Origin of the sequence: Sorangium sp. So ce327 (assembly GCF_051530205.1) — a bacterium.
GTDB classification, from domain to species: domain Bacteria; phylum Myxococcota_A; class Polyangia; order Polyangiales; family Polyangiaceae; genus Sorangium; species Sorangium cellulosum_B.
In genome coordinates, this window is the sequence record NZ_CP150330.1 from 12,476,915 (window position 1) to 12,500,889 (window position 23,975).

Sequence of the window (23,975 nt, forward strand, 5' to 3'; positions counted from 1 at the left end):
CCCTGAAAGTACGATCACGAGGACGCCGGCGCGGGTCACGCGCCGGCGTCGTCGGACGACACCCGCACCTCTCCCTCGGCCACCGTCCAGAGGATCGACGTGCAGCTCCGCCCGAACGCCCTGTCGTGCGTGACGAGGAGCAGCGCGCCCGGGTAATCGGCGAGGGCGCGCTCCAGCCGCTCGATCGAGGGCAGGTCGAGGTGGTTGGTCGGCTCGTCCAGCACGAGCGCCCACGCGTGTTGCCCGAGGCCCAGCGCGATCATCAGCTTGCGCGCCTCGCCGGGCGACGGCCGCGCCGACCCGAGCAGCGGCCCCGGCTCCACCCCGAGCGCGGCCACCAGCGACATCACCCGCCCGCGCTCCTCCGGAGGGAGGCGCCGCGCCCTCGCGAGGAGGGCCTGCTGCTCTGCCTCGCCGAGCTCCTGCGGCACATGAAGCACCTTGTCCGCCGGCACGCGCGCGCCGGCGAGCAGCGCGTTCACCAGCGTCGTCTTGCCAGCGCCGTTCGGGCCCGCGATCCGGATGCGGTCCTCGCGGCCGACCGAGAGCCGCACGTCCCGCAGCAGCATCCGCCCCTCGCTCTCGCCGCCGGCGTGGATCCGGGGCGCGTCGAGCACGAAGAGCCACGGCGCGGGCGATCGCTCGTAATCGACGAACACGCTGCGGCCCACCGCCTTCTCGAGCTCGAGCTCTCCCGCCTCGGCCGACACCTTCTCGAGCTTGCGCCGGGTCACGCCGACGTTGCGCGACAGCCGCGCTTCGGCCGAGGACACGCGGAAGTCCGCGAGCAGGCCCCGGGCGTCGCTGTCGCGCGGGCCCTTCATCCGCCGCTTCGTGCTCCGGTCCGCGTCGGCCGAGGCCTGCGCCCGCCGCTCGTCGCCGAGGCGGCGCCGGAGCTGCCGCTCCTCGGCGCGCAGCCGCTGGTGCGCCTCCTCGCGCCCGCGCGCCTCGGCCTCCCAGAGCGCTTTTGCCGCGCTGTACCCGCCGGGATAGAGCCTCGCCGCCGCCCGCTCGACCCGGATCGTGCCGGTGGTCAGCGCGTCGAGGAGCTCGCGATCGTGCGAGACGCACGCCCCGATCCCCTGGAACCCCGCGAGCGCGCCGGCGAGCAGCGCCCGCGCGTCCGCGTCGATGTGGTTCGTCGGCTCGTCGAGCAGGAGCAGGTCCGGCGCCGCGGCGAGCGCCGCGCCGATCTGCCACCGCTTGCGCTCGCCGGGCGACAGCGTGGCCCAGCGCCCGAGCTCCGCAGGATCCAGCAAGAGCTCGCCGCGCAGCCTGCGCGCGGCGCCGTCCTCGGCGTCGGCCAGCGCGTGGATGGCCGCGTCGGCGTGCTCCACGGCCTGCGGGCACACGGCGACGGTCGCGCCCCGCGGATCGAGCCGCAAGCTCCCCGCCTCGGGCGTGAGCTCGCCGGTGAAGAGCCGGAGGAGCGTCGTCTTGCCGGCGCCGTTCGGCCCGACGATCCCGTACCACCCCGGGGTCAGGCAGAGATCGACGTCCGCGAGGATGGTGGACGCGTCGGAATAAGAGAAGGAGAGGCGCTGCGCGCGCAACAACGACATAGGAGCTCCTGAATCATGAGGGCCACATGGCCCGGTCACGGGACGGGCAGGCTGCGTCGCGCGGCCAGGGAGCACGGATGCCACCTGTCGCGCTCGCGACCTGCGACGGAGACCGATTCAGGAGCTGATCTTCACCGGAGCACTCTCCTCTTGCGTCAGCCGCGTTCTCTAACAGACGGCCGAGTCCCACGCAACCGCCGCTCCGCAATCGCGGTCGTGGTCGTCATGCCTTCTCGGCGCGCTCACGCGGCCAGGAAGCCGCCGTCGACCGGGATCGCGCCGCCGGTCACGTAGCCCGCGCCCTCGGAGCACAGCCACAGCGCGGCGCCGGCGATCTCGTCCTCGGTGGCCATCCGCGCCATCGGATGCTGCGCCACCAGCGCCTGGACCAGCTCGGGCGCGAACGCCTCGGCCTGTTGCATGGCGGGCGTGCGGGTGACGCCGGCGCAGAGGGCGTTCACGCGGATCCCGAGCGGCGCCACCTCGAGCGCCACCGAGCGCGTCATCCCGAGGACCGCGTGTTTGGACGCGACGTAGGCGTGGTGCGCCGGCTTCCCGGCGACGCCGTAGATGGAGCTCATGTTGACGATGGCGCCCCCGCCCGACGCCAGCATGGCCGGGATCTCGTGCCGCATGGCCAGCCAGATCCCGCGGGCGTTGGTCGCCATGACGTCGTCCCACACCGCCTGATCGGCCTGCTCGAGGCGGGCCATGTCGCCCCCGACGCCCGCGCAGTTCGCCGCGAAATCGAGCCGGCCGAAGCGCCTCGTCGTCTCTTCCACGGCGCGCTTCATCGAGGCGTCGTCCCGCACGTCGGTCTGGACGAACAGCGCCGGTGCGCCCTCTCGCTCGAGCGCGGCGCAGGCCCGCTGTCCGGCGTCGCCGTCGCGCGCGGCGATGGCGACGCGCGCCCCTCCTCGCGCGAACGCGCGCGCGGTCGCGAGGCCGATGCCCGAGGTGCCCCCGGTGACGAGGGCGACCCGTCCGGCGAAGTCGTAGGTGATCATGAAGCTCCCTTTCCTGGTGGAATCACGCAGTGCTCGCGCCAAGGCCGCGCTGGATGAACTGGACCGCCTGCTGGGCGAGGCGGCGGCGGCGCTTCGGGCCGAGCTGCTTTCGCAGCGCGTCCGAGGCCAGCACGTCGTGGAGCTCGGCCCCGAGCTCCTGGAGCACCGCCTCGGTCAGCCCGGGGCCGATGACGGCGGCGACCAGCCGGGTCGCCACCTCGAGGCTCGTGTCGGTGGAACGGACGGCGCCGCTCGCGATGCCCTCCGCGAGCAGGGCCCGGAGCTCCGCGGCGCCGGCCTCGCAGATGGCCTTGTGGAGGCCGCGGACCTCGACCGTCGCGGTCGGGTCGGCGGCCGCGGCCGACAGGCGGGCGAGGCGCGGGTGCTCCACGAGGAACGCCATGCCGCGCTCGATGTGGACCTCCAGGCGGGCCCAGAAGTCCCCCTCCAGGCACGCGGCCCCGAGGAACGCGCGCTTCTGCCGCGGCACCTCCTCGGTCAGGAGCCACCGGTAGAGATCGAGCTTGTCCTCGAAGTACTGATAGAAGCTCCCCTTGGGGATGCGCGCGCGGCGCGCGATCTGCGAGAGCGAGGCCTCGGCGTACGGGCGATCCGCGAACTCGGCGATCGCCTCGCGCACGAGGCGCTCCCGCCGCTCCTCGGGCAACCCAAAGAACGTGCTCTTCGGCATGCGACCGGTCAGTCATATGACCGAACGGTCGCATCGTCAAGGCGGGGCGGGCGCGCGCCCCCGGCCCCTGTTCAGTAGTTCAGCACTGGGCATGCCCTGAGCACGACCAAGGAGATCCCTGAGCGCAACCCGGGAGTGCCCAGAGCGTGACCCCCATCCCAAACGGGCATCGTCCCAAACGCGCCTCCAGCGTGGGTCGGCGCGCCTCCGGAGGAGGTGTGGTTCCAGGGAAAGGCGCCCTCTTTCGAGGTCACGAGATCGAGCCGAGCGTGACATCGAGCGACCCGCATCATGGCCGACGATGCTGGGAACCGTGACAGCGCTCCGCTCGAGCGAGGCGTTCATTTTGCATAGCGGGCCAGCGCACTCTCGTGCGGCCGTGCATTCCTGCAATGCACGTCACATCGATGGCGAAAACCTTCGCCGTCAGCATTCCAGGCCGACGCCGCGGGCGTTCGCGCCGACGTACGCCTGCAGCGTTCTCGTCTCCACGGCTCGCTCCATCCGGAGCGCAGCGCGGGCGGCTCCGGGTCACGCGCTATGCCTTCACGGATGAAACCCGAGTCGACTGCATCTTGCATTGCTGCACAGTCGCTCGCGATAGACGACGTCGATCATCCAGAGATCATTGCGCTCATCGATCGCAACGCATCTCTATCGGAGGGCCATCGAGGTGTCGCTCGGGGGCAGTCGATGTTCTCGGCGCCTGCTGGAGCAGCGCGGGCCGCAGGCGCTGAAATGTATTTTTATTCACGCGCCATGTCGTGGCGGCTCGGCCATCGTATTGAAGTGTTGGAAGATTCGTTGTCCGTGGTGTTTCGATCACGACGAGGTCGTCGTGTGAAGTCCGCAAATAAGAATACAGTTGCGCATTCGTCCGCATGGTATAGGATGCTGTCATCAGATGGAGGAGCACCCACGAACCATCGGACCCCTGCAGCCATGAAGAGAGCCTAGCGGCTCTCTCGCTTGCTCTGGTCTCATGATGCACCGGGAGATGCCCTGGAAGCAGTCCAGGCGCTCGTGAGTCGCATGCTCGCATCCTGGCGAGCGCAGCGACGACCGAGGAGTGCAGCCGTGTCGTGCGGACGCCGAGCGTTGGCTCGGGCCGCGCGGCGGCTGTTCAGCGCCCTGCTCGCGGGAGAAGCACCCAGGTGACCACGCGCTGGAGCATCGCGGAAGCGCGGCTTGCGGGTTCCGTTTCGTGCTCCTTTCAGCGCTAGGGGCCAGCTGCCTCAGGGCAGCACCGAATCGACGCCGTCGCGTCGCCCAGCGCGTCATCTGAGGCAGCACCCCACTCCAGGCTTATCGACGTGTGCCGCCATGGCGTTGCGGCTGCGTCCTGCCTTAGCCACAGGAAGAGCGCAATGACTCGACTTAATTTGTTCGCCCCCGAGGTCCGAGAGAACCCGTACCCCTTCTACGCGGCGCTGCGTCGCGAGTCGCCCGTGTGCCAGGTGGACCCCAACGGGATGTGGGTGGTCACCCGGTATGATGACATCGTGGCGGCGTTCAAGAACACGCAGGTGTTCTCGTCCGCGGGGCTGCGCATTGTAACCGAGCCGCCCTACCTCGAGCGCCACAATCCGCTGTCCGATTCCCTGGTCCTCGTGGACCCGCCGCGTCACAGCCGGATGCGCAACATTGTCGGCCGTGTCTTCTCCGCCGCGACGGTCAGCGCGCTCGAGGGGCACATGCGTTCCACGGCGACAAAGCTCACCCATGAGCTGCTACGACGCCGCGTGATCGATTTCGCCATCGATTTTGCGTCCCCTGCGCAGACCCGCGCCTTGGCTCAGCTGATCGGTCTCGATGCCTCGCTGGAGAAGCACTTTATTCGCTGGACGGCTGATGTGTTCAGCGTCTCCACCATCTCTCCAGATGACCATGCCCGGATCGATGAGGTACGCAGGACCATCGACGAGATGGAACGGTACATGCAGGAGCTGGTGGCGAGCCGCCGCCGCCGGATGGAGAACGATCTGGTGAGCGAGATGATCCGGTGTCGGGTGGACGACATCGCGCTCACGGACAGAGAATTGATTGGGAGCCTCCTGTTACTGCTGGTAGCGGGGCTGGAGACGACATCGACGCTGATGACCAATATGGCATTGATCCTCGCTCGGCAGCCGGAATGGATGGATCGCCTGCGGGCGGAACCCACGCTCATCCCGCGCTTCATCGAGGAGGTTCTACGGTTCGAGCCGCCTCTGCATGCCACGATGCGGCTCACCTTGGCCGAGACGGAGCTCGGTGGCGTGCGCCTCCCCGCGCACGCGATGGTGGCGCTGCTCGTGGGCTCGGGCCTGCGCGACGAAGCGCGGTTCCACGACCCTGACCGGTTCGATCCAGAACGCCGCGCCCAGAGCAGTCTTCCTTTCGGCCACGGTGCTCATTTCTGCGTCGGAGCTTTGATGGCCCGCACGCAAGCTCGCGTGGTTCTCGAGGAGCTCCTGCGCCGGTGCCGTCGGTTTGAGCTCCGCACTGAGAGGATCCAATGGAGCGCGGGTCTCAATACCCGTTGCCCGCTAGCGCTGCCGATCGAGGTGATTCCCACCTGACGGTCTTCTGCGAGAGCGGCCCGTCCGCCCAGACGGGTGATACGGTTATGCTGTATTGTCGAATTGCGCTTACCTTCCGGAGTGGATTAGCGCTGGTTGCAGGCCGCAGGCCGGTGACTCCCAGCTCGGTCTGCATGGCGTCCCACCGTGAGGTACACCTTCCGTAAACCGTGTAATCCTTACACTAGCGCACCGTGATGCGTTATCGCTAGCCTACGCAGCGGGGCTGCGGCTTGCGATGGAGTTTATCATGTCATCTGATCGTGTCAGCGTCATCGTGAGCAAAAGCGAAGACGATGTATTTGACTACCCGTTCGCTGCCTCTTGCCATCCGAAGGTAGACGTTATCCAGCGCCGTACCTTGCAGTGGGTTCGCCGCTTGCGCCTGGTGTCGGACGACCGCGCGCTCTCGCGGATCAAAGCGGCCAACGTCGCCGATCTCGCCGCGTGGCTGCTACCGTCGTCGAGCATGCACACTCTTCAGTTGGCTTCCGATTTTACAGCTGCGCTATTCCTTCTGGATGATGCCTACGACGAGGGAGATCTCAGCGTGGATCCTGAGGTCGTCGCGGGGCTCAACGACAAGTACCTGGGTGAGCTCTTCGGGTATGCCCAAGCGGATCTCTGCGATCCGTTGACGCGCGGGTTGCTCGATGTTCGCGACCGGATCAAGAGCCAGCATCCGCACTTCTTTTTGAATCGATGGCTCTCACATTTTCAGTATTACTATGAGGCAAACCTCTGGGAGGCTAACAATCGTTTGCAGGGGAGAGTTCCAGATGTCGACGAGTACCTGATGATGCGGCGATTCAGCGGAGCAGTGTATACATATTGTGACCTGCTTGAGCTGTTGCTCGAAGATCCGCTGCCTCTGGAGATTGTCCAGCATCCTCTTCTTCAGAGCGTTCGCGACATTTGCAACGACATCCTCTGCTGGACGAACGACTACTTCTCGCTCGAGAAGGAGCTGAAATGTGGCGAGGTGCACAACCTCATTGTGGTCCTGAGAGAAAATCATAAGATAACTCTCTCTCAGGCCATCGAGCGGCTAAGGTGCATGCATGACGATCGCATCGCGGAGTACCAAGACGTCAAAGAGAAGGCGTTGGCGTTATGGTCGGACGATAGAATTCGTCTCTATCTGGATGCGGCCGACGCAATGATCGCTGGAAATAAGCGCTGGGCGCTTGCGGCTGGCCGCTACTCTGGACTTGAGAGTCTCACTGCACGCGCCGGATGACTGCGAAGGGACTCATAGGGGAAGCGCCACCAGCGCGCCTCTATGGCCAGCAGCGACAGACGGGAGCTGCGTCGGACGTCGGCCGACTTGCCGCGAATATCGACCACGTTAAGGAGACCGCGTCGCTACGCGTGCAATCTCGCCGCGGTACGCCTCATGGCGTACGCGATGGCCGTCTTGAGGTTGGACCTCGTCTCAATCGAGCGGAGGTCAATGCCGAGCGCGACCAAACTTTGCGCTACTGCAGGGCGGAGCCCTGTGAGGATCGCCTTGCTTCCGAGTAGACCCATCGCCTTGGCCAAGTTCATCATGCTGCTCGCCACGCCGGTGTCGACGCTCTTGACGCCTGTTACATCGATGATCACGACCTTGGCAGAGCTGGCCGCGACGCCCTCCATCGCTGTCTCGAGCATCTGAGCGGCACGCTTGTCGTCGATTGTCCCGATGATCGGCATCACCATGATGTCGTCGGTGATCGGGATGAATGGGGTCGACAGCTCGAACAATCTAGCTCGCTGCGCCTGGATGACTTCCTCCTGCATTTGGACACGCTCCTCCTGAAGGCGGACGCGCTCAGCCAGCTCTACTTGCAATCGCTGGTTGACGTCGCGAAGCTGCTCGTTGGAAACCCGCAGCTCCTCGGTTCGCTCGGCGACCTCCTGCTCGAGCCTGTCGTACAATGTTGCGTTTTCGATGGAGATCGCTATCTGGGTCGAGAGCAAGTTCAAGAGCTCGAGGCGATGCTTTGTGAATGCGCCTGAAGACAAATTGTTCTCGATGTAGAGCACTCCGACCAGCCGGCCTTGACGGATGATGGGCGAGCACAATAGCGATTTTGTGTGTCTCGCTTGAATGTATGGATCCGCCGAGAAGCGGGCTTCCTTTGTGGCGTCATCCAGCAACACGCTTGTATATGTGCGCTGCGCATAGGTTATCACCGACAGCGGCACTTTCTCGAACGCTTCGATCGGAGTGCCCTGCATCACGCGGACCTGCTTGGGCTGGACAGTCCCCTCGGCCTCGATGAAGAGCGCTTCGCCCCGCGTCAGGGCGAGCACGCCGTACTGCGCGCCCACGTTCTCCAGCACGATCTCCATGAGGTTGCCGAGCAGTCGTTCCAAGACAAGCTCGCTCGCCACAGCCTGCGACGCTTTAACGACGCTGAGCAGGTCCAGGTCCGAGCCGTGATGGCTGGATGTGGATCCCGCCTTCGAGGCCTCCGGCTGGTTAAGCGCTCCCTCGAGAATGAGCTGTGGAAATTCGGCGACGAGATCCTCGCACTTTGCATCGGCGCCCCACAGCGCGTAGCCACGATATGCGATCGTCAGGTAGTGATGAGCAATCTCTTGCCTTCCCATTTCTCGGTAGAGCGATGAGGCCAGCTCGTACGCCAGCGCCTCTTCGTGCATGTACCCATGCCTCCGAGCGCCTTCGATAGCCCGATCGTATAGGTGCATCGCCTCGATCAGTGTCTGCCTCACGCGCGCCAGCTCTGCGCTCACGAGATCGTGCTTGTGCTGGTTGTTTTCCGGCGCCAGGCGCGCCCACTCCTGGAGCCTTCGTTGATTCGCGTCGACCTTGGCAAGTGCGGCGTCCTGCTCGTCCTTCGGTAGCAGGGGGAAGGCGGCGAGGATCGAGAGAGAGTAGTAGAATACATGCTCAACGTTGGTTATATAGGCAACGACTTCCGCATAGCCATCTACGGCGCGTAGCGCGTCATAGGCTAGCTTCGGGGCGCCGAAATAGTAGAGCAGCATTCCTTTCGCGAGATGCAGGCAGAACTCGGATGTCCTGTTCCCGTCGAGGAATGGAATCATCGTCGTCTCGTCAAAGATTTCTCCGACGAGTCGCATTTTCTCTGCGGCCGGATCTCGGAGGCAGTGAACTAGCTGCTTCCAGATCTTGACAAAGTAGATTTCCCTTCGCTGGTTGAGCTTCACCGCCAGGCCGATCGAGTGCTTCATCCGCAGCTCGGTCGACGCTAGATTCTCTCCGGCGAAGAATGAGTGTGTTCCGTGGTAGCTGGAGCTGTATCCGGCGTACTCGATGTCCCCTGTGGCCAGTCCGACCTGAATAGCGTGATGCGTTGGCTCGATCGTTTCTCTTAGGTGACGATTCCAGTGATGGATTGCCACGTAATTGAGTGTGTAGACCTTGGATTCGAGCTCGTTGGCGGCAAAGCGTTGCGTCAGCTCGATCGCTAGCCGTCCGAGCGCGAATCCGTATTCTACATTGTTCATGTAGCTACACTGGATGTGGCCGTAGATCGCGTAGGCATACGCCGCAGCAGGAGAGTTTCCGTGCTGAATACAGATGTTAACCATCGTGAACGCGATCACCGGCACCAGGCTGGGCCTCGAGTGGACGACGGCAGGGAACATAGAGACTAGAATCCGGTTCGCCGCCATCATCCGCTTATCGACGAGCTCGGGGAGCTGCGCCAGCTGATCTATGTCGGTGTTAGCCGGTGGTGCCTCGGAGAGCGGGACGTCGAGCATCGCGAGCACTGCCATGGCCATGTCGATGGCCTCTGACATGCGATTTTCTGTGATGTAGAACTGGATGCGAGTCTCGTAGACGCGGATTTTCTCGAAGACGTCTCGGGAGTGAGCTACGACGATTTTGGCGAATCTCTCTGCATTTTCGAAGTTGATCGTCAGATATTCGAGCTCGACAAGGTCCGTGTATATGGCGAGCGACAGATCGTGATTGGCGTGCCATGAGTCATCGGGCAGGAAGGCGGAGGCCGCACGGAGGCACTGGACTGCAGGACCGTAGGCGGTGGAGCGCCTCGCCTTCCGTCCTGCCTTCAAGTTGAGGGTCGCAGCTTCGTAACGTTCCTGTTCGTCGCCGATCAGCTCCGCGCCTGCGTTGAGGTGTCTCACGATGTCGTAGACACGGTCATCGAGTGACTCAGGTGGCGTCTGCCGGCGCAGAAGTCGTCCGAGCTCCAGATGGGCCTCCATCTGCTCGCTCTCGGTGAACAATTGATGGGCTGCCTGCTGAACGCGATCGTGAAGGAACTTGAATGCGATCGGGCTGCCGCCCGCATCATCGAGGAAACGCGCGATCTTGTAGTCACCGTTGATCGGCACGATAAGCCCTGCCTCGAGGGCTCCCCAGAGATCCTCGTCCGTGGAGTGCAGGTCCTTCTTATGGATGAGCGAGAGGAGCGTCAGATCGAACTGGTCGCCCATGCATGCGGCATAATGCAATAGCCGCTGAGTCGGCTCCGTCAGCTCCCGTATGCGGCGAAGCATCAGGTCGATTACGTTGTCTGCAACACTCAGCCTCTCGATGTCGGCCGTGTTCCACTGCCAGGCACCCGTCTCCGAGCTGAAGCGCAGAAGGCCGTCGCGCCACATGCTTTCGAGATACTGGTTCGTAAAGAACGGATTCCCGTGGGTCTTGGCGAAGATGATATCCGAGAGTGGTCGACATTCGTTCGTGGGCGAGCCGAGCGTGTCCGACACGAGCTGGTTGACGTGATCGGGCCCGAGCGGCTTCAGTATAAGCGTGCTCACGAGCGCCTCGCTCTTCCGGAGCGCGCTCATCATCGTCATCAGCGGGTGCGCGTCGTCGACCTCGTTGTCCCGGTACGACCCGATCAGCAAGAGGTGGCGGATGTCCGGGTCCTCCAGGAGCACGCTGAGGAGGTTCAGGGACCCCGTGTCGGCCCACTGGAGATCGTCGAGGAACAGCACGAGCGCCCGCGTCTTCAGCGCGATCGCGCCGATGAAACTCCGGAACGTCAGGTTGAAGCGGTTCCGCGTCTCCATCGAGCCCAGCGCCGGGACGGGCGGCTGCTCGCCGATGATGAGCTCGATCTCCGGGATCACCTCGGCGATGACCCGCCCGTTCGGAGAGACCGCCGCGAGGATCCTGGCCCTCCAGTCGGCGAGCTCATTCCTGCTCTCGGTAAGGATCTGCCGGACGATCTCCCGCAGCGCCGCGAGCACGGCCGCGTACGGGACGTTGCGCGTGAACTGGTCGAACTTGCCAGCGGCGAAGTAGCCCGCCTCCTTCGCGATCGGCTTGTGGATCTCGTTGACGACCGCCGACTTGCCCACGCCGGAGTAGCCGGCCACGAGGACGAGCTCCGAGCGGCCACCCTCCGCCGCCACCGGACCAGACCCGCTGATGTCCCTGAAGGCCGCCATCAACGCGCCGACCTCGCCCTGCCGGCCATACAGCTTCTGCGATACCTGGAGCCGCGTGGGCTTGTCCCTCCTCCCCGGCACGAAGTCCTCCGCCGGCGCTCCGTGCTCCAGCATGTCGAGGCAGGCCTTCAGATCGGCCTTCAGGCCGAAGGTGCTCTGATACCGCTCCTCCGCCGTCTTCGAGAGCAGCTTCATGATCACCCGGGAGAGCGCCTCCGGGATCGCCGGCCGGATCAGGTGCGGCGCGACAGGCGTCTTCGCGATGTGATGGTGCACGAGCTCCAGCGGATCCGTCGTCTCGAACGGGAGGCGCTGGGTCGTGAGCTCGTAGAGCGTGACCCCCAGCGAGTAATAGTCCGAGCGGAAGTCGATCGACCGGTTCATCCGGCCCGTCTGCTCGGGCGAGATGTACTGCAGCGTGCCCTCGCCGACCGACCAGGGGTCGACCACCGCCGCGCGCTCGCCAGGCAGGAGCGAGGCGATGGAGAAGTCCGTGAGCTTCGACGTGCGCACGTCGCTGTCGACGATGATGTTGCTCGGCTTGATGTCCTTGTGGACGATGTTCCGCTCATGGATCGCCCCGAGCGTGTCCGCCAGCTGGAGCGCTATCCTCACCGCCTGCGCGAGCCCGACGCCCTGACCATTGCCGTCGATGATCGCCCGCAGCGAGCGGCCGGCGAAGTACTCCATGACGAGCGCGGCGTAATCGAGCCGGACCTCGAGCTCGTGGACCCGCACGACCCCATCGAGGTCGAGGTGCTTCGTGATCTCGTACTGGCGCTTCAGGATCGCCACGTTGCGGGTGCCATTGACGCCCTTTCGCGCGACCTTGATGACGCACATCTTGCCCGTGCTCTTCTTCCGGCCGAGATAGACGCTGCTGCGAGCACCATCGTGCAGCGTCTCGAGCAACTCGTGATTCAACAGCTCCACCATGACGGCGACCCCCCCTGGAGTGACAGGGCTATTTACCCAGCGCGGCGTTCAGTCGGTATCTCGGTCCGTGTCAAGCTGCAGTCCCCCGCTTCACGGCAGCTCCTCGGGGCGCTGAGCTCAAGGATGGCGACAGGCGACCGCGCGAGCCGCCGAGGGAGCGAACGTGCTCGGCGGGGCGCATCGCCCTACGCAATCGAAACGGACGGGTTGTGTCAAGGTCGAACCGCCGCGGCGCCGTGCGCGGATCGAGCGCTCCCGGCGGGCTCCGCCGCCGAGACGCCGCGCGTCAGGCGAGCGACGCGCGACTTCATCGGACACTCGGCCGACGCTCGGGCCGACGCTCGGGAGCGAATGCGACAACAGCGTCGCCTCGCCGCCCGGACACACGGCGCTCCGTGGCGCAGAGGGCCGTCGGATGTGCATCACGCGATGACGCCTTCACGAGGAGAGGAGCCACGATGCATGGGGCACACGCCCGTGCCGGGAACGGCCAAGGTGCGCCAGACGGAGAGGGATCTCCTTAGGGAAGTGCCTGAGGCGCGCAACGCCTTCCCTCATCGATGAGACATTGAAATAGGCGGGCGTTGCGTGAGCCGATGTGGGGAGCGCCGCCCCGCCGGCGCTACTTTCCGGCGGCCGCTTCAGAGCCGGGCCGCCGCGGCTCCCGCGCGCCGGCGAACGCGGCGCCCTCGCGGCCGATCGACGGCGCGTCGGCGATGTGCTCGCGGTCGTCGAGGGTGTGGCCCATTGCGCCGAGCGCGCTCCTCAGCTCGTCGGGGAAGCCGCCCTGCTCGACGAACAGCTTGTCGGGGTAGTCCTGGTGGTGGAAGCGCGGCGCGTTCACGCCCGTGGTCACGTCGAAGCCGAAGTCGACGACGTTCGAGAGGATCTGGAACACCGCAGTGAGGATCGTCGGGCCGCCGGCGGCGCCGAGCACGAGCTCCACGCGCCCGTCCTTCCCCGTCACGATCGTCGGCGACATCGACGAGAGCATGCGCTTGCCGGGCGCGATGGAGTTGGCCTCCCCCTGCACCAGACCGAACTGGTTCGGGGTGCCGGGCACGGCGGCGAAGTCATCCATCTCGTTGTTCAGCACGAATCCGGCGCCGGTCACCGTCACCCCCGAGCCGTACCAGCCGTTCAGCGTCGTGGTCAGCGCGACGGCGTTGCCCTGCGCGTCGACCACCGAGAAATGGGTCGTGTGCGGGCCGCGCCCGCCCGAGTCCTTGACCGCCGCGCCCCGGGCGAGCTCGTCCGTCGGCGTCGCGCGGTCCGCCGCAATCGTGGCGCGCTGCTGCTCGGCCCACGCGACCGAGAGCAGCTCCTCCACCGGGTTCTTCACGAAATCGGGATCCCCGAGGACCTCGTTGCGCGCGAGGAACACCCGCCGCATCGCCTCGGCGACCACGTGCACGTGCGACGGCGAGTGCCAGCCGAGCTTGGCGACGTCGAGCCCCTCCAGCTGGTGCGCGATCATCGCGAGGGCGAGGCCGCCCGACGACGGGAGCGGCATCGATGCGACGCGGCGCCCGCGGTACTCGAAGACGACGGGCTCGCGCCACTTCGCCTTGTAGCCCTTGAGGTCCGCGGCCGAGATGATGCCCTTGCCCCGCCGCATCTCGGCCACGAAGAGCTCGGCGGTCTTGCCCTCGTAAAAGCCCGCGGGCCCCTTCTCCGCGATGCGCTCGAGCGTCGCCGCGAGCTCGGGCGATTTCCACGTCGCGCCGATCTCGATGGGCGCGCCGCCCGGCAGGAACAGCGCGACCGACGCCGGGAAGCGCTTGAGCTTGCCCGACGCGGCCTTGACCGTCGTCGCGAAGTTCTCGTCGACCGAGAAGCCCTCCTTCGCGAGCCGGATGGCGGGCGCGACGAGCTCGGCCCAGGTCTTCTTCTTGGAGCCGAGCTTGTCGTACGCTTCCCAGAGCCCCGCCACGCTGCCGGGCACGCCGACCGCGAGGTGGCCGACCCGCGAGCTCTCCGTGGCCTTGCCGTCCTTGCCCCGGTACATGTCGTGGGTCGCCTTGCCCGGCGCCGTCTCGCGGAAGTCGAGCGCGTGCTCCTTGTCGCCGACGCGCGCGACCATGAACCCGCCGCCGCCGAGGTTGCCGGCCGTCGGGTGCACCACGGCCAGCGCGAACGCCGTCGCGACCGCCGCGTCGACGGCGTTGCCGCCCGAGGCGAGGACCTCGGCGCCCACCTTCGTGGCGAGGGCGGCGTCGCTCGTGACCATCGAGGGGCCCCGCACCGGCGGCGCGCCCTCGGGGTAAGGCCACCCGGCCGGGAACCGCGACGCCGGCGTGGCCGGCGCGGCCGGCGCGGGCGCAGGCGCCGAGGCGGGGGCGGCGTTCGGCGACGGGGGCGGGGGCGGCGCGGGCGGAGGGGGCGGGACGGCGGCCTCGCAGCCCGCGAGGAGGACGACGGCGAGCAATCGATGCCAGGCACGGAGCTTCATCGCGGCGGCTTATAGCCCAGGCCCCGCGCCGCTCGAAGGCCAGAGGCGCGGCCGCGCGAGCGCGGCCGGAGGGTTCTCCACGGTGATCCGTCACAGCTGTTCGGGCTTCTGCTGATCAGCTGTACCGCCCTCTGGCAAACGGGAGAGCGACGCGCCGTACAGGGCGCGTGGAGCATGGGCTCGTACCGAGGCGCCCGGGGACGCCTCCCGGCGCCGCGAAGTGATCGGTCTTGGTCGTTGGCTTGGGGGCTTCGCCCCGCTTGGGTATGATCGGCCCCGGATGTTTCCGACGGAGCCCGCTCCCGAGACGATTGGGGCCTACAAGATCCTCCGGCACCTGTCCGGTTCTGGGCCTACCAGCGTCTATCTCGGGCGACTGGATGGCCCGCTCGGGTTTCGCCGCGTCTGCGTGCTGAAGCTCGTCCCGAATACCGCCGAGGGGGATCCGCGCTTCGCCGACGAGCTCGCCCGCGAGGCGTCGATCTGCGCGACGATGAACCACCCGGCGATCGTGCGGATGTTCGACTTCTTCGAGCACGCCGGCCGGCTCGTCCTCGTGCTCGAGCACGTCGAGGGCGTGAACCTCAATCGGCTGCACCAGCACCTCGCGGCGCGGCAGCAGAAGCTCGCCGACGCGGCGGTCTACTACCTGGTCCACTGCATCGCCGGGGCGCTCGCGCACGCGCACGGGTCCGTCGACGAGCACGGCAGCCCCACGCCGATCGTCCATCGCAACCTCCACCCGGAGAACATCGTGATCGGGTGGGACGGGCAGGTGCGCCTGACGGGGTTCGGCATCGGCAAGATCCTCGGGCGCACGCCGGACACGATCGCGGGCGTGGTGAAGGGCGCGCCGGGGTACATGGCGCCCGAGCAGGCGCGCGCCGAGCGCGTCACGGTGAAGGCCGATATCTATGGCGTGGGGCTCCTGCTCTGGTCGTTGCTCACGGGGCGGCGGCCGCCCGCGGACGGCACGCGACCGCAGGCGATCGCCACGATCCGGCCGGAGATCCCGCGCCCGATCGTGGCGCTGCTCGACACGGCCCTCGCGCCGGCGCCGGACGATCGGAAGATCACCGTCCACGAGATCGAGCAGGCGCTCGCGAAGGTCGCTCGCCCGGAGAAGGGGAAGGCCGAGCTCGTGACGCGCGTGCAATCGGCGCACGCGACGATCGAGATCGAGGACGCGGATCGCGAGGAGGACCGGCGGCCGACGATCCCGGTCAAGGGCAAGGGAGGTCAGACCGCGAGGCCCGCGGCGGACGCGGCGAAGCGGCTCGCGAAGGATCTCTTTGCCAGGGATCAGGCGGCCAGGGACGGCGGCGCCGCGAGGCTGCGGACCCCCGGCGCGCAGGCGAAGACCGCGCCTCCCTCGGCGGGGGCGTCCGAGGCGCTGATCGGGTCGGCTCGGCAGGACGGCAAGGCGTCGATCGGCGCGCCCGAGCCGATCACGATCCCGGTGCCGGCGTCCGAGGCGAGGGGCGACGGCGCGAAGGGCGTCGAGGGACGAAGGCCCGCGCTGCCGGATCGCGAGACGTTCGGCCGCCTGTTCGAAGCGTCGAAGCGCGCGGCGGAGCGCGACGCGGCGGCGGCCGACGAGGGGCCGCCGGAGGGCGGGCCGCCGACGTTGACCGAGGTCGATCCGATATTCGAGGAGGACGGCACGACGATGCCTGGCACGGGCGCGGAGACGCCCCGCTTCGTGCCGACCACGTCGGTGATCCCGGAGGCGATCCGCTTCGGTCCGCCGCCGGCCCTCCCGGCGGATCTCGCGCCCGCGTTCCTGGGTGCGCCGCCCAAGCCGCCTTCCGCCTCGCCGGTGACCCCCTCCGGCGTGACCGTGCCGATGGGCGCAACGGGCCTGACGCCGCCCGGGGTGACGGTGCCGGTGGACGGCTCATCGGGCCTGACGCCGCCCGGGGGCGTGCCGTACCCGAGGCCGAGCGCGGCGGGCCGCGGCGGCTCTCCGGGGGAGTCGTCGCCCCCGGCGGGCGCGTCGTCGCGGCGCCCGCGGCTGCCATGGCAAGCGCCGCGTTCGCTGTCGCCTGTCGGGACGATCGCGGTGTCGGCGATCACGGCGACGGTGGTGGCGGGGCTCTGGATCTACGTGGCGCGGCGGGATCGGCCCGAGCCGGCCGTCGCGGTGGAGATGGCGCCCGCGATCGTCGAGCCCGTCGCCGCGGCGGCGTCCGCGGCGAGCGAGCCGCCCCCCGTGAAGAAGGCTCCGGCCGGGAAGGCGCAGGCGGCGAAGACGCTTTCAGCGAAGGAGGCCGCGGCGGCGAAGGAAGCCGCGGCGAAGGAGGCCGCGGCGGCGAAGGAGGCCGCGGCGAAGGAGGCCGCGGCGGCGAAGGAGGCCGCGGCGAAGGAAGCCGCGGCGGTGAAGGAGGCTGCCGCGAAGGAGGCCGCGGCGGCGAAGGAGGCCGCGGCGAAGGAGGCCGCGGCGGCGAAGGAGGCCGCGAGCCAGGCGCGGCAGGGGAGCAATCCTGCGTCGCTGCCCAAGGATCAGGGCCTGCTCACGGTGGGGTTTCCGCAGCCGGGGGGCGTCTACATGACCGGCAAGTACGCGGGGGACGTGAACCAGGCGCTGGCCGTGCGCTGCGGCCGCTTCTTCGTGCGCGTCGGCCGGGCCGGGAAGACGAAGTTCCCCGAGTGGCTCAGCGCGGGTGTGACAGCGCAGGTGCCGTGCCAGGGGGCCACGAGCATCGATATCAAGCCGAGCGCGCCACCGAAGGCGAAGAAGAAGCGGTAGCCCGCTCAGGCGGCGTCGATCGTCCTGAGCAGGGCGTCGAGCTCGAACGGCTTGCTGAGCACCTCGCGCGCGTGCGCCGGCATCGGCTGCTTGATGTTCGACGCCGCGGTCATGATGACGACGGGGATCTCCTCCAGCGCGGGGACCGCGCAGAGCTCGTCGCACACCTTCCAGCCGTTCATCTTCGGCATCATCAGGTCGAGCAGGATCACGCCGGGCCGCTCGCCGTCGAGGAGCCGCTCGAGCGCCTCTCGCCCGCTGAAGAAAGGCGTCGCGTCATAACCGAGGTCGCGCAGCGTCTCGGCCAGGGTCGTCGCCAGATCCACGTCGTCATCGATGATCAGGACAGACTTGCTCATGTAGTGAAGAGGGTTCGCTGGTGAATGTGGGCCGACGTCGAGGCCGCTCGGCGCGGAGATGCTGCCTCGCTGCCACAACATTGCATGGGCTCCCATGGCATTTGCTAGTAGGACGCCGCGCGGCCGCAAGGAGAAACGCGGCAGAGCCAGGCACATGCGCTCGCCTTGCGCGCCTGTCCGGCCGCTTCAGCGCGGCGCGCCCGGCACGTCGCGCGCGTGCGTCGACCCGCGGCCTTGCTCTATGCTGCGGCGCCATGCTTGACACGCGGGAGTTGCCGCTCCTCCGGGCCCTCGCGGGCCGGTACCCGACGACCGAGGCCGCGCTCTCGGAGATCGGCCATCTGCGGGCGATCCTGTCGCTCCCGAAGGGCACGGTGCACGTGGTCAGCGACGTCCACGGCGAGCACAGGAAGCTGAAGCACATCATCAACAACGCCTCGGGGAGCCTGCGGCCGCTCGTCGAGCGGGTCTTCGGCGACCGGCTCACGGCGGCCGAGGAGCGCGCGCTGCTCTCGGCCGTCTACTACCCTCGCGAGACGTATGCCCGCGTCGCGTCCCGCAGCGAGGGGGCGCGGTGGGCCTTCCTGATCTGGACGCTCGCGCGCGAGGTCGAGGTCATCCGCGCGCTGTCGCAGCGCTACACGCTCCGCCAGGTGGAGGCGGCGTTCCCGGAGGACATGCGGGGCCTGCTCCGCGAGCTCGTCTCGGCGCGCGCCACCCTCGGCGAGGGCGGCTACCTCGACGCGCTCATCGATCCGTTCGTGCAGCACGGCCGCGAGATCGAGATCTTGCGGGCCATGGCGCGCGCCATCCGGAACCTGACGGTCTTCGAGCTCGTTGTGGCCGGCGATCTCGGCGATCGCGGTCCCCGGCTCGACAAGGTGATCGAGTACCTGACGCGCCAGCCGCGCGTGCGGGTCGTGTGGGGCAACCACGACGTGAGCTGGATGGGCGCGAGCCTCGGCCAGGAGGCGCTCATCGCCACGGTCGTCCGGCTCTCGCTGCGGTACGGGCGCCTGTCGCAGCTGGAAGAGGGCTTTGGCATCTCCGTGGCGCCGCTCGATCGGCTCGCGCGCACGGCCTACGCCGACGATCCGGCGGAGCGCTTCGCGGTCCGGGGCGAGGGGCTGCGCGACGCCCTGCTGATGGCGCGGATGCAGAAGGCCGCGGCCGTCCTCCAGTTCAAGCTGGAGGGGCAGCTCTGCCGGCGCCGCCCGGAGTACGCGCTCGAGCACCGCTGCCTGCTCCATCGCATCGACGCGCGCGCGGGCACGGTCGCGATCGACGGCGAGGTGTTCCCGCTGCTCGACGCGCGCTTCCCGACGCTCGACCCCGGCGATCCGTACGCGCTGACGCCGGACGAGGCGGCGTGCGTCGCCCTTCTGAAGGAGTCTTTCCTGAGGAGCCCGGCGCTGTCCCGCCAGATGCGCTGGATGGTGCAGCAGGGGACGACGTGGCTCAGGCGCGACCGGGCGCTCATCTTCCACGGCTGTGTCCCGGTGGACGGCGAGGGCGAGCTCCTTCCTTTCGTGGTGGACGGCGAGGTTCGCCGCGGCAGGGCGCTGTTCGACGCGCTGGAGCGAACGGTGCGCCGGGCCTTCCGGGCGGGCGCGCAGGAGGACGTCGACATGCTCTGGTACCTCTGGACCGGGCCGCTCTCGCCCATGTTCGGCAAGGACCGGATGACGACGTTCGAGTCGTATTTCGTCGCCGACGAGAGGACGCACAGGGAGACGAAGAACCCTTATTTCCACCTGATCCACGACGCCGCGTTCTGCGGCCGGGTGTGCCGCGAGTTCGGTGTGGACGAGGAGCGCGGGCTCATCGTGAACGGGCACGTGCCGGTCCGGGTCGAGCGGGGGGAGTCGCCGATCAAGGCGTCGCGCCGCGCGGTGACGATCGACGGGGCGTTCTCGGAGGCGTACGGCGACAAGGGGTACACGCTCGTGCTCGAGGCGAGCGGGGCGCGGCTCGCGCAGCACCACCATTTCACGTCGGTCGAGCAGGCCGTGGAGGCGGGGGAGGACATCATCCCCGTGATCTCCGACGTGGAGGTCTACGAGGCCGAGCGCCGGGTGGGAGACACCGAGAAGGGGGAGGAGCTCGAGCGGGAGATCGAGATCCTGGAGCGGCTCATCGAGGCGTACCGGGACGGAGCGCTCCTCGAGCAGCCGAGGTGACGTGAGGCGCGGCGGTGGCCGCGCCTCCTCGGATCAGTCGAGCTGGCCGTCCGCGATCCAGTCGACGAGCGTCTGCTGCTGTGCGGCCGTCAGGCAGGCAGAATTCGCGACGTCGAGCGCCGGGTCGCCGGTGCATCCGCGGTTGCGCGGCATGCGGGTGGCGTTGTCGAGGTCGTGGATGCGGATGGTGGCGCACTCCCCCTGCGTCCTCGCGGGTTGACCCGGGTCCACGGCGCACTGGGTCGAGTTCGAGGCGAGCTGCGAGGACTCGTAGGTGATGGCGAAGCCGCTGGCCGGCGCGGGATCCGTGCGGGTGTGGCAGGGCGAGCACTTTGCCAGCAGGATCGGCTCCACGTCGGCCCACCGTACGGGCTCGTCGCCTGCGCCGCCCTCGCCGCCTGCGCCGCCCGTGCCGGGAGCGCCGCCTGCGCCGCCCTCGCCGCCCGTGCCGGGAGCGCCGCCTGCGCCGCCCTCGCCGCCCGTGCCGGGAGCGCCGCCTGCGCCGCCCTCGCCGCCCGTGCCACCTGCGCCGCCTTCGCCGCCCGTGCCGGGAGCGCCGCCGGCGCCGCCTTCGCCGCCCGTACCGGGAGCGCCGCCTGCGCCGCCTTCGCCGCCCGTGCCGGGAGCGCCGCCTGCGCCGCCTTCGCCGCCCGTGCCGGGAGCGCCGCCTGCGCCGCCCTCGCCGCCCGTGCCGCTGGTGGTGCTGCCGCCAGTTCCTGCGGTGGTGCTGGTGGAGGTGCCGCCGCCGGCCTCACCGCCTGCGCCGCCTGCGCCGAAGTCGACCTCGTCGTCACCGCACGCGGCGAGCGCGAGGAGCAGCGTACCGGTGGTCATGAAGAGACGAATGGAAGTACGCGAGATAGAGACCATGCGCGGAGAATAGGCACGTGCAGTCTCGCGGGTAAATGCTGCCGCACAGAAGTCACGATTCTATCATTGTTCCCTTGACGGAATATGCTTCCGCTGAATCGCGACGGCAGACGCTCCGGCTCGCCCGTCGGCCCGTGCTGCGTGAGCCCATGGCTCTGTCCGGTGGCCCAGTTTGACCGCGCCGATCGGGCCGCGCCCGGCTGGAATCAGCATTGCGGGGGGTCGACCGCGCGTGGGCGGCCTCGACGCGCTGGCGCTCGCGCGCGGCGTGGTGCCGCGTTGGCCTCGTATCCCCGAGGTGCCACGGCTCATGATAGCTGTTCACCGTCCGCTTCATGATGAAGCCTTGAGCGCCGAACCCCTCGACACCGACGGAACGCAGGTAATGTCAACTGCTCTGAGCGTCTCTCGTCATCGCGCGGACGCCAGCGCTCCTCCTTGTCTTCCTCGCGCGGCCTCTCGATCCTCGGATCGGAGATGACGTGCTCGACCCCGGTGAGCCCGCATCCATCGATGAGCCCGTCGCGTGCTCGCTCGCGCACGGGTTGTTGCGTTATGCCACGGGTGGATTATCGCGCCGCGCCATCGGGTTTGTATATTGCGGCCCGACTCGGACTATGGTTAACCGGTGGTGTCCCAGGACGCACCGTGTCATCCGGCGCGCCACGAGGCACGAGGGAGGCCTGGCTCGGGCTCATGGCGACGGCGCGGCGGTGACGCTCACGCGAACGCGCGCTCACGCGAACGCGCGCTCACGCGAACACGCGGGCGAACCCTCGTTCGCGGCGTGAGGGGGGGCTTGCGTGCGGGGGGAGTCATGGATTAGAACGTTCCCTCTCTGTCTTATATTTCTTGCACGTCCCGATCGACGCTTTGCTCGACTGTCACGGTTCACCTTAGAGCCCATCCTTCATCTCATCGACAAGAGAGGGGAGCACTCATGCGCCTCACACGGTATGCAACATGGATCATGGCGGCGGCTGTCGTTCTCGCGCCGGCCGCCTGCGGTGACGACACGTCCGACAACGCGACCGGCTCCGGGGCCAGCTCCGGCGCTGGTGCCGGCTCCGGAAGCGGCTCCGGCGCCGGCGCTGGCTCCGGAAGCGGCTCCGGAAGCGGCTCCGGCGCCGGCGCTGGCTCCTCCGGCAGCGGCTCCGGGACCGGAGGCAGCGGCACCGGCGGCAGCGACAGCACCGGCGGCGGCGGCAGCGGCGCCGGGGACGCCGTCGGCCTCCTGCCCTGCGACAACGGCTGGCCCGAGGTGCGGAGCGCGATCGCGCAGGATCCGGCGATCGAGGCGGCCATCACCGAGCTGCTCGGCAGGATGAAGGTGGAGGAGAAGGTCGGCCAGATGGTGCAGGCCGAGATCCAGAAGATCACGCCGGCCGAGGTGAAGCAGTACAACATCGGCTCCGTGCTGAACGGCGGCGGCTCCTGGCCGGGGAAGAACAAGAACGCGACGGCGGCGGACTGGGTGAAGCTCGCCGACGAGTTCTACAACGCCTCGGTGGACACCAGCGGTGGCCGCGTGGCCATCCCGATCATCTGGGGCATCGACGCGGTGCACGGGAACAACAATGTCCGCGGCGCCACGCTCTTCCCCCACAACATCGGCCTCGGCGCGGCCCACGACCCCGAGCTGCTCGAGCGCATCGGCGCCGCGACGGCCAAGGAGGTCCTCGCGACCGGGCTCGACTGGACCTTCGCGCCCACGCTCGCGACCGTGCGCGACGACCGCTGGGGCCGCACGTACGAGGGCTACTCCGAAGATCCCGAGATCGTGAACGCCTACGGGGGCCGGATCGTGCAGGGCATCCAGGGCGCCGCGAACAGCCCAGATCTCCTCGGCGCGATGCGCGTCATCGCGACGGCCAAACACTTCATCGGTGACGGCGGCACGGACAAGGGCGATGACCAGGGGAACAACCTCGCCTCCGACACCGAGCTGTGCGAGATCCACGCGCAGGGCTACCTGTCCGCCATCCCGGCGGGCGCGCAGACCGTCATGGCGTCGTACAACAGCATCCGCGGCACCAAGATGCACGGGAAGGGCGATCTGCTCACCGGGGTGCTGAAGGACAAGCTCCACTTCGACGGCTTCGTCATCGGCGACTGGAACGGTCACGGGCAGGTGTCGGGCTGCACCAACTCCTCGTGCGCCGCCTCGATCAACGCCGGTGTGGACATGATCATGGTCCCGGACGACTGGAAGGCGTTCTACGAGAACACCCTCAACCAGGTGAAGGGGGGCCAGATCTCGATGGCGCGGGTCGACGACGCCGTGACGAGGATCTTGCGGGTCAAGATGCGGGCGGGGCTCCTCGGCCCGAAGAAGACCAAGCAGGCGCCGTCGAAGCGGATGTTCGCGGGAGATCAGTCGGTGCTCGGGCAAGCGGAGCACCGGGCCCTCGCGCGCGAGGCGGTCCGGAAGTCGCTCGTCCTCCTCAAGAACGCCGGCGGCGTCCTGCCCCTCGCCGCCTCGGCCAAGGTGCTCGTCGCGGGCAAGTCCGCGGACAGCATCTCGAACCAGTCCGGCGGCTGGTCGCGGACGTGGCAGGGCACCGACCTGACGAACGCCGATTTCCCCGGCGCGACGTCGATCCTCAAGGGGATCCAGGACCTCGTGTCGGCCGGCGGCGGCCAGGCGACGCTGAGCGCCAACGGCTCCGCCGCCAGCTCGGGGAGCTTCGACGCGGCGATCGTGGTGATCGGCGAGACGCCTTATGCCGAGATGTACGGCGACATCCAGCTCGCGACGGACGACACGCCGCACGCGAAGACGCTGGAGCACGCGGTCTTCCACCCCGAGGATCTGCAGGTCCTCCAGGCGATCCGCACGGCCAAGCCGGATCTGCCGATCGTGACGGTCTTCCTTTCGGGCCGTCCGCTCTACGTCAACAAGGAGCTGAACCGCTCGGACGCCTTCGTGGCCGCGTGGCTCCCAGGCTCCGAGGGCGGCGGCGTGGCCGACGTGCTGTTCGGCAAGCAGCAGTTCCAGGGCAAGCTCTCGTTCTCCTGGCCTGCGACCGATTGCCAGCGGGTCAACCGCGGAGAAGACGGCGCGCTGTTCCCGTACGGCTTCGGCCTGACGACGGAGAACAAGGACACGCCTGCGGCGCTCCCGGAGGCGTCCACCGCGAGCGGCTGCAACTGAATCCATCCTCCGCGCCGCTGCGCTCTCCTCGCTCTCCGCAGCGGCGGCGGCATT

Annotated in this window: 12 protein-coding genes; 5 read left to right on the forward strand and 7 right to left on the reverse strand. The window is 68.1% G+C overall.

Annotation, left to right across the window (positions count from 1 at the left end):
• Positions 1–35 precede the first annotated feature (35 nt).
• The 3 genes from WME95_RS46745 to WME95_RS46755 form a co-directional block, all read right to left on the reverse strand.
• Positions 36–1,562, reverse strand: coding sequence for an ATP-binding cassette domain-containing protein (locus WME95_RS46745; RefSeq protein WP_437905663.1), 1,527 nt, complete (start codon positions 1,560–1,562; stop codon positions 36–38).
• 242 nt (positions 1,563–1,804) lie between these two features.
• Entirely contained in the window at positions 1,805–2,569 is a 765-nt protein-coding gene (locus WME95_RS46750; protein WP_437905664.1) for an SDR family NAD(P)-dependent oxidoreductase, read from the reverse strand.
• Between the two features lie 22 nt (positions 2,570–2,591).
• A complete protein-coding gene (locus WME95_RS46755) occupies positions 2,592–3,260 on the reverse strand; it encodes a TetR/AcrR family transcriptional regulator (protein ID WP_437905665.1) in 669 nt (222 codons plus the stop codon).
• 1,502 nt (positions 3,261–4,762) lie between these two features.
• Here WME95_RS46755 and WME95_RS46760 point away from each other — a divergent pair.
• On the forward strand, positions 4,763–5,821 hold the full coding sequence (locus tag WME95_RS46760) for a cytochrome P450 (RefSeq protein WP_437905666.1): 1,059 nt from the start codon (positions 4,763–4,765) through the stop codon (positions 5,819–5,821).
• A gap of 250 nt (positions 5,822–6,071) precedes the next feature.
• Positions 6,072–7,061, forward strand: a complete 990-nt coding sequence (locus WME95_RS46765) for a terpene synthase family protein (protein WP_437905667.1) — start codon at positions 6,072–6,074, stop codon at positions 7,059–7,061.
• 125 nt (positions 7,062–7,186) lie between these two features.
• Here the strand turns inward: WME95_RS46765 and WME95_RS46770 are convergent, their stop codons facing one another.
• On the reverse strand, positions 7,187–12,157 hold the full coding sequence (locus WME95_RS46770; RefSeq protein ID WP_437905668.1) for an AAA family ATPase: 4,971 nt from the start codon (positions 12,155–12,157) through the stop codon (positions 7,187–7,189).
• Between the two features lie 622 nt (positions 12,158–12,779).
• Complete coding sequence (gene ggt, locus WME95_RS46775; RefSeq protein ID WP_437905669.1) at positions 12,780–14,609, reverse strand: gamma-glutamyltransferase; 1,830 nt, start codon at positions 14,607–14,609, stop codon at positions 12,780–12,782.
• Between the two features lie 280 nt (positions 14,610–14,889).
• Between ggt and WME95_RS46780 the strand changes: the two genes are divergently transcribed.
• Entirely contained in the window at positions 14,890–17,358 is a 2,469-nt protein-coding gene (locus tag WME95_RS46780; RefSeq protein ID WP_437905670.1) for a serine/threonine-protein kinase, read from the forward strand.
• A gap of 5 nt (positions 17,359–17,363) precedes the next feature.
• Here the strand turns inward: WME95_RS46780 and WME95_RS46785 are convergent, their stop codons facing one another.
• Positions 17,364–17,717, reverse strand: coding sequence for a response regulator (locus WME95_RS46785; RefSeq protein ID WP_437547431.1), 354 nt, complete (start codon positions 17,715–17,717; stop codon positions 17,364–17,366).
• A gap of 254 nt (positions 17,718–17,971) precedes the next feature.
• Here WME95_RS46785 and WME95_RS46790 point away from each other — a divergent pair, with 254 nt between their 5' ends.
• Entirely contained in the window at positions 17,972–19,897 is a 1,926-nt protein-coding gene (locus tag WME95_RS46790; RefSeq protein WP_437905671.1) for a fructose-bisphosphatase class III, read from the forward strand.
• Positions 19,898–19,930: 33 nt separating this feature from the next.
• Here the strand turns inward: WME95_RS46790 and WME95_RS46795 are convergent, their stop codons facing one another.
• Positions 19,931–20,731 (reverse strand): hypothetical protein, encoded by an 801-nt coding sequence (locus tag WME95_RS46795; RefSeq protein ID WP_437905672.1) that lies wholly within the window; start codon positions 20,729–20,731, stop codon positions 19,931–19,933.
• A 976-nt stretch (positions 20,732–21,707) separates the two neighbouring features.
• Between WME95_RS46795 and WME95_RS46800 the strand changes: the two genes are divergently transcribed.
• Positions 21,708–23,921 (forward strand): glycoside hydrolase family 3 protein, encoded by a 2,214-nt coding sequence (locus WME95_RS46800; RefSeq protein WP_437905673.1) that lies wholly within the window; start codon positions 21,708–21,710, stop codon positions 23,919–23,921.
• Positions 23,922–23,975: the final 54 nt, after the last annotated feature.

Excerpts from the sequence above, each read along its gene's own strand:
- WME95_RS46745 (WP_437905663.1), bottom strand. The coding sequence starts at position 1,562 with ATGTCGTTGTTGCGCGCGCAGCGCCTCTCCTTCTCTTATTCCGACGCG.
- WME95_RS46750 (WP_437905664.1), bottom strand. The coding sequence starts at position 2,569 with ATGATCACCTACGACTTCGCCGGACGGGTCGCCCTCGTCACCGGGGGC.
- WME95_RS46755 (WP_437905665.1), bottom strand. The coding sequence starts at position 3,260 with ATGCCGAAGAGCACGTTCTTTGGGTTGCCCGAGGAGCGGCGGGAGCGC.
- WME95_RS46765 (WP_437905667.1), top strand. The coding sequence starts at position 6,072 with ATGTCATCTGATCGTGTCAGCGTCATCGTGAGCAAAAGCGAAGACGAT.
- WME95_RS46770 (WP_437905668.1), bottom strand. The coding sequence starts at position 12,157 with ATGGTGGAGCTGTTGAATCACGAGTTGCTCGAGACGCTGCACGATGGT.
- ggt (WP_437905669.1), bottom strand. The coding sequence starts at position 14,609 with ATGAAGCTCCGTGCCTGGCATCGATTGCTCGCCGTCGTCCTCCTCGCG.
- WME95_RS46780 (WP_437905670.1), top strand. The coding sequence starts at position 14,890 with ATGTTTCCGACGGAGCCCGCTCCCGAGACGATTGGGGCCTACAAGATC.
- WME95_RS46785 (WP_437547431.1), bottom strand. The coding sequence starts at position 17,717 with ATGAGCAAGTCTGTCCTGATCATCGATGACGACGTGGATCTGGCGACG.
- WME95_RS46790 (WP_437905671.1), top strand. The coding sequence starts at position 17,972 with ATGCTTGACACGCGGGAGTTGCCGCTCCTCCGGGCCCTCGCGGGCCGG.
- WME95_RS46795 (WP_437905672.1), bottom strand. The coding sequence starts at position 20,731 with ATGACCACCGGTACGCTGCTCCTCGCGCTCGCCGCGTGCGGTGACGAC.
- WME95_RS46800 (WP_437905673.1), top strand. The coding sequence starts at position 21,708 with ATGCGCCTCACACGGTATGCAACATGGATCATGGCGGCGGCTGTCGTT.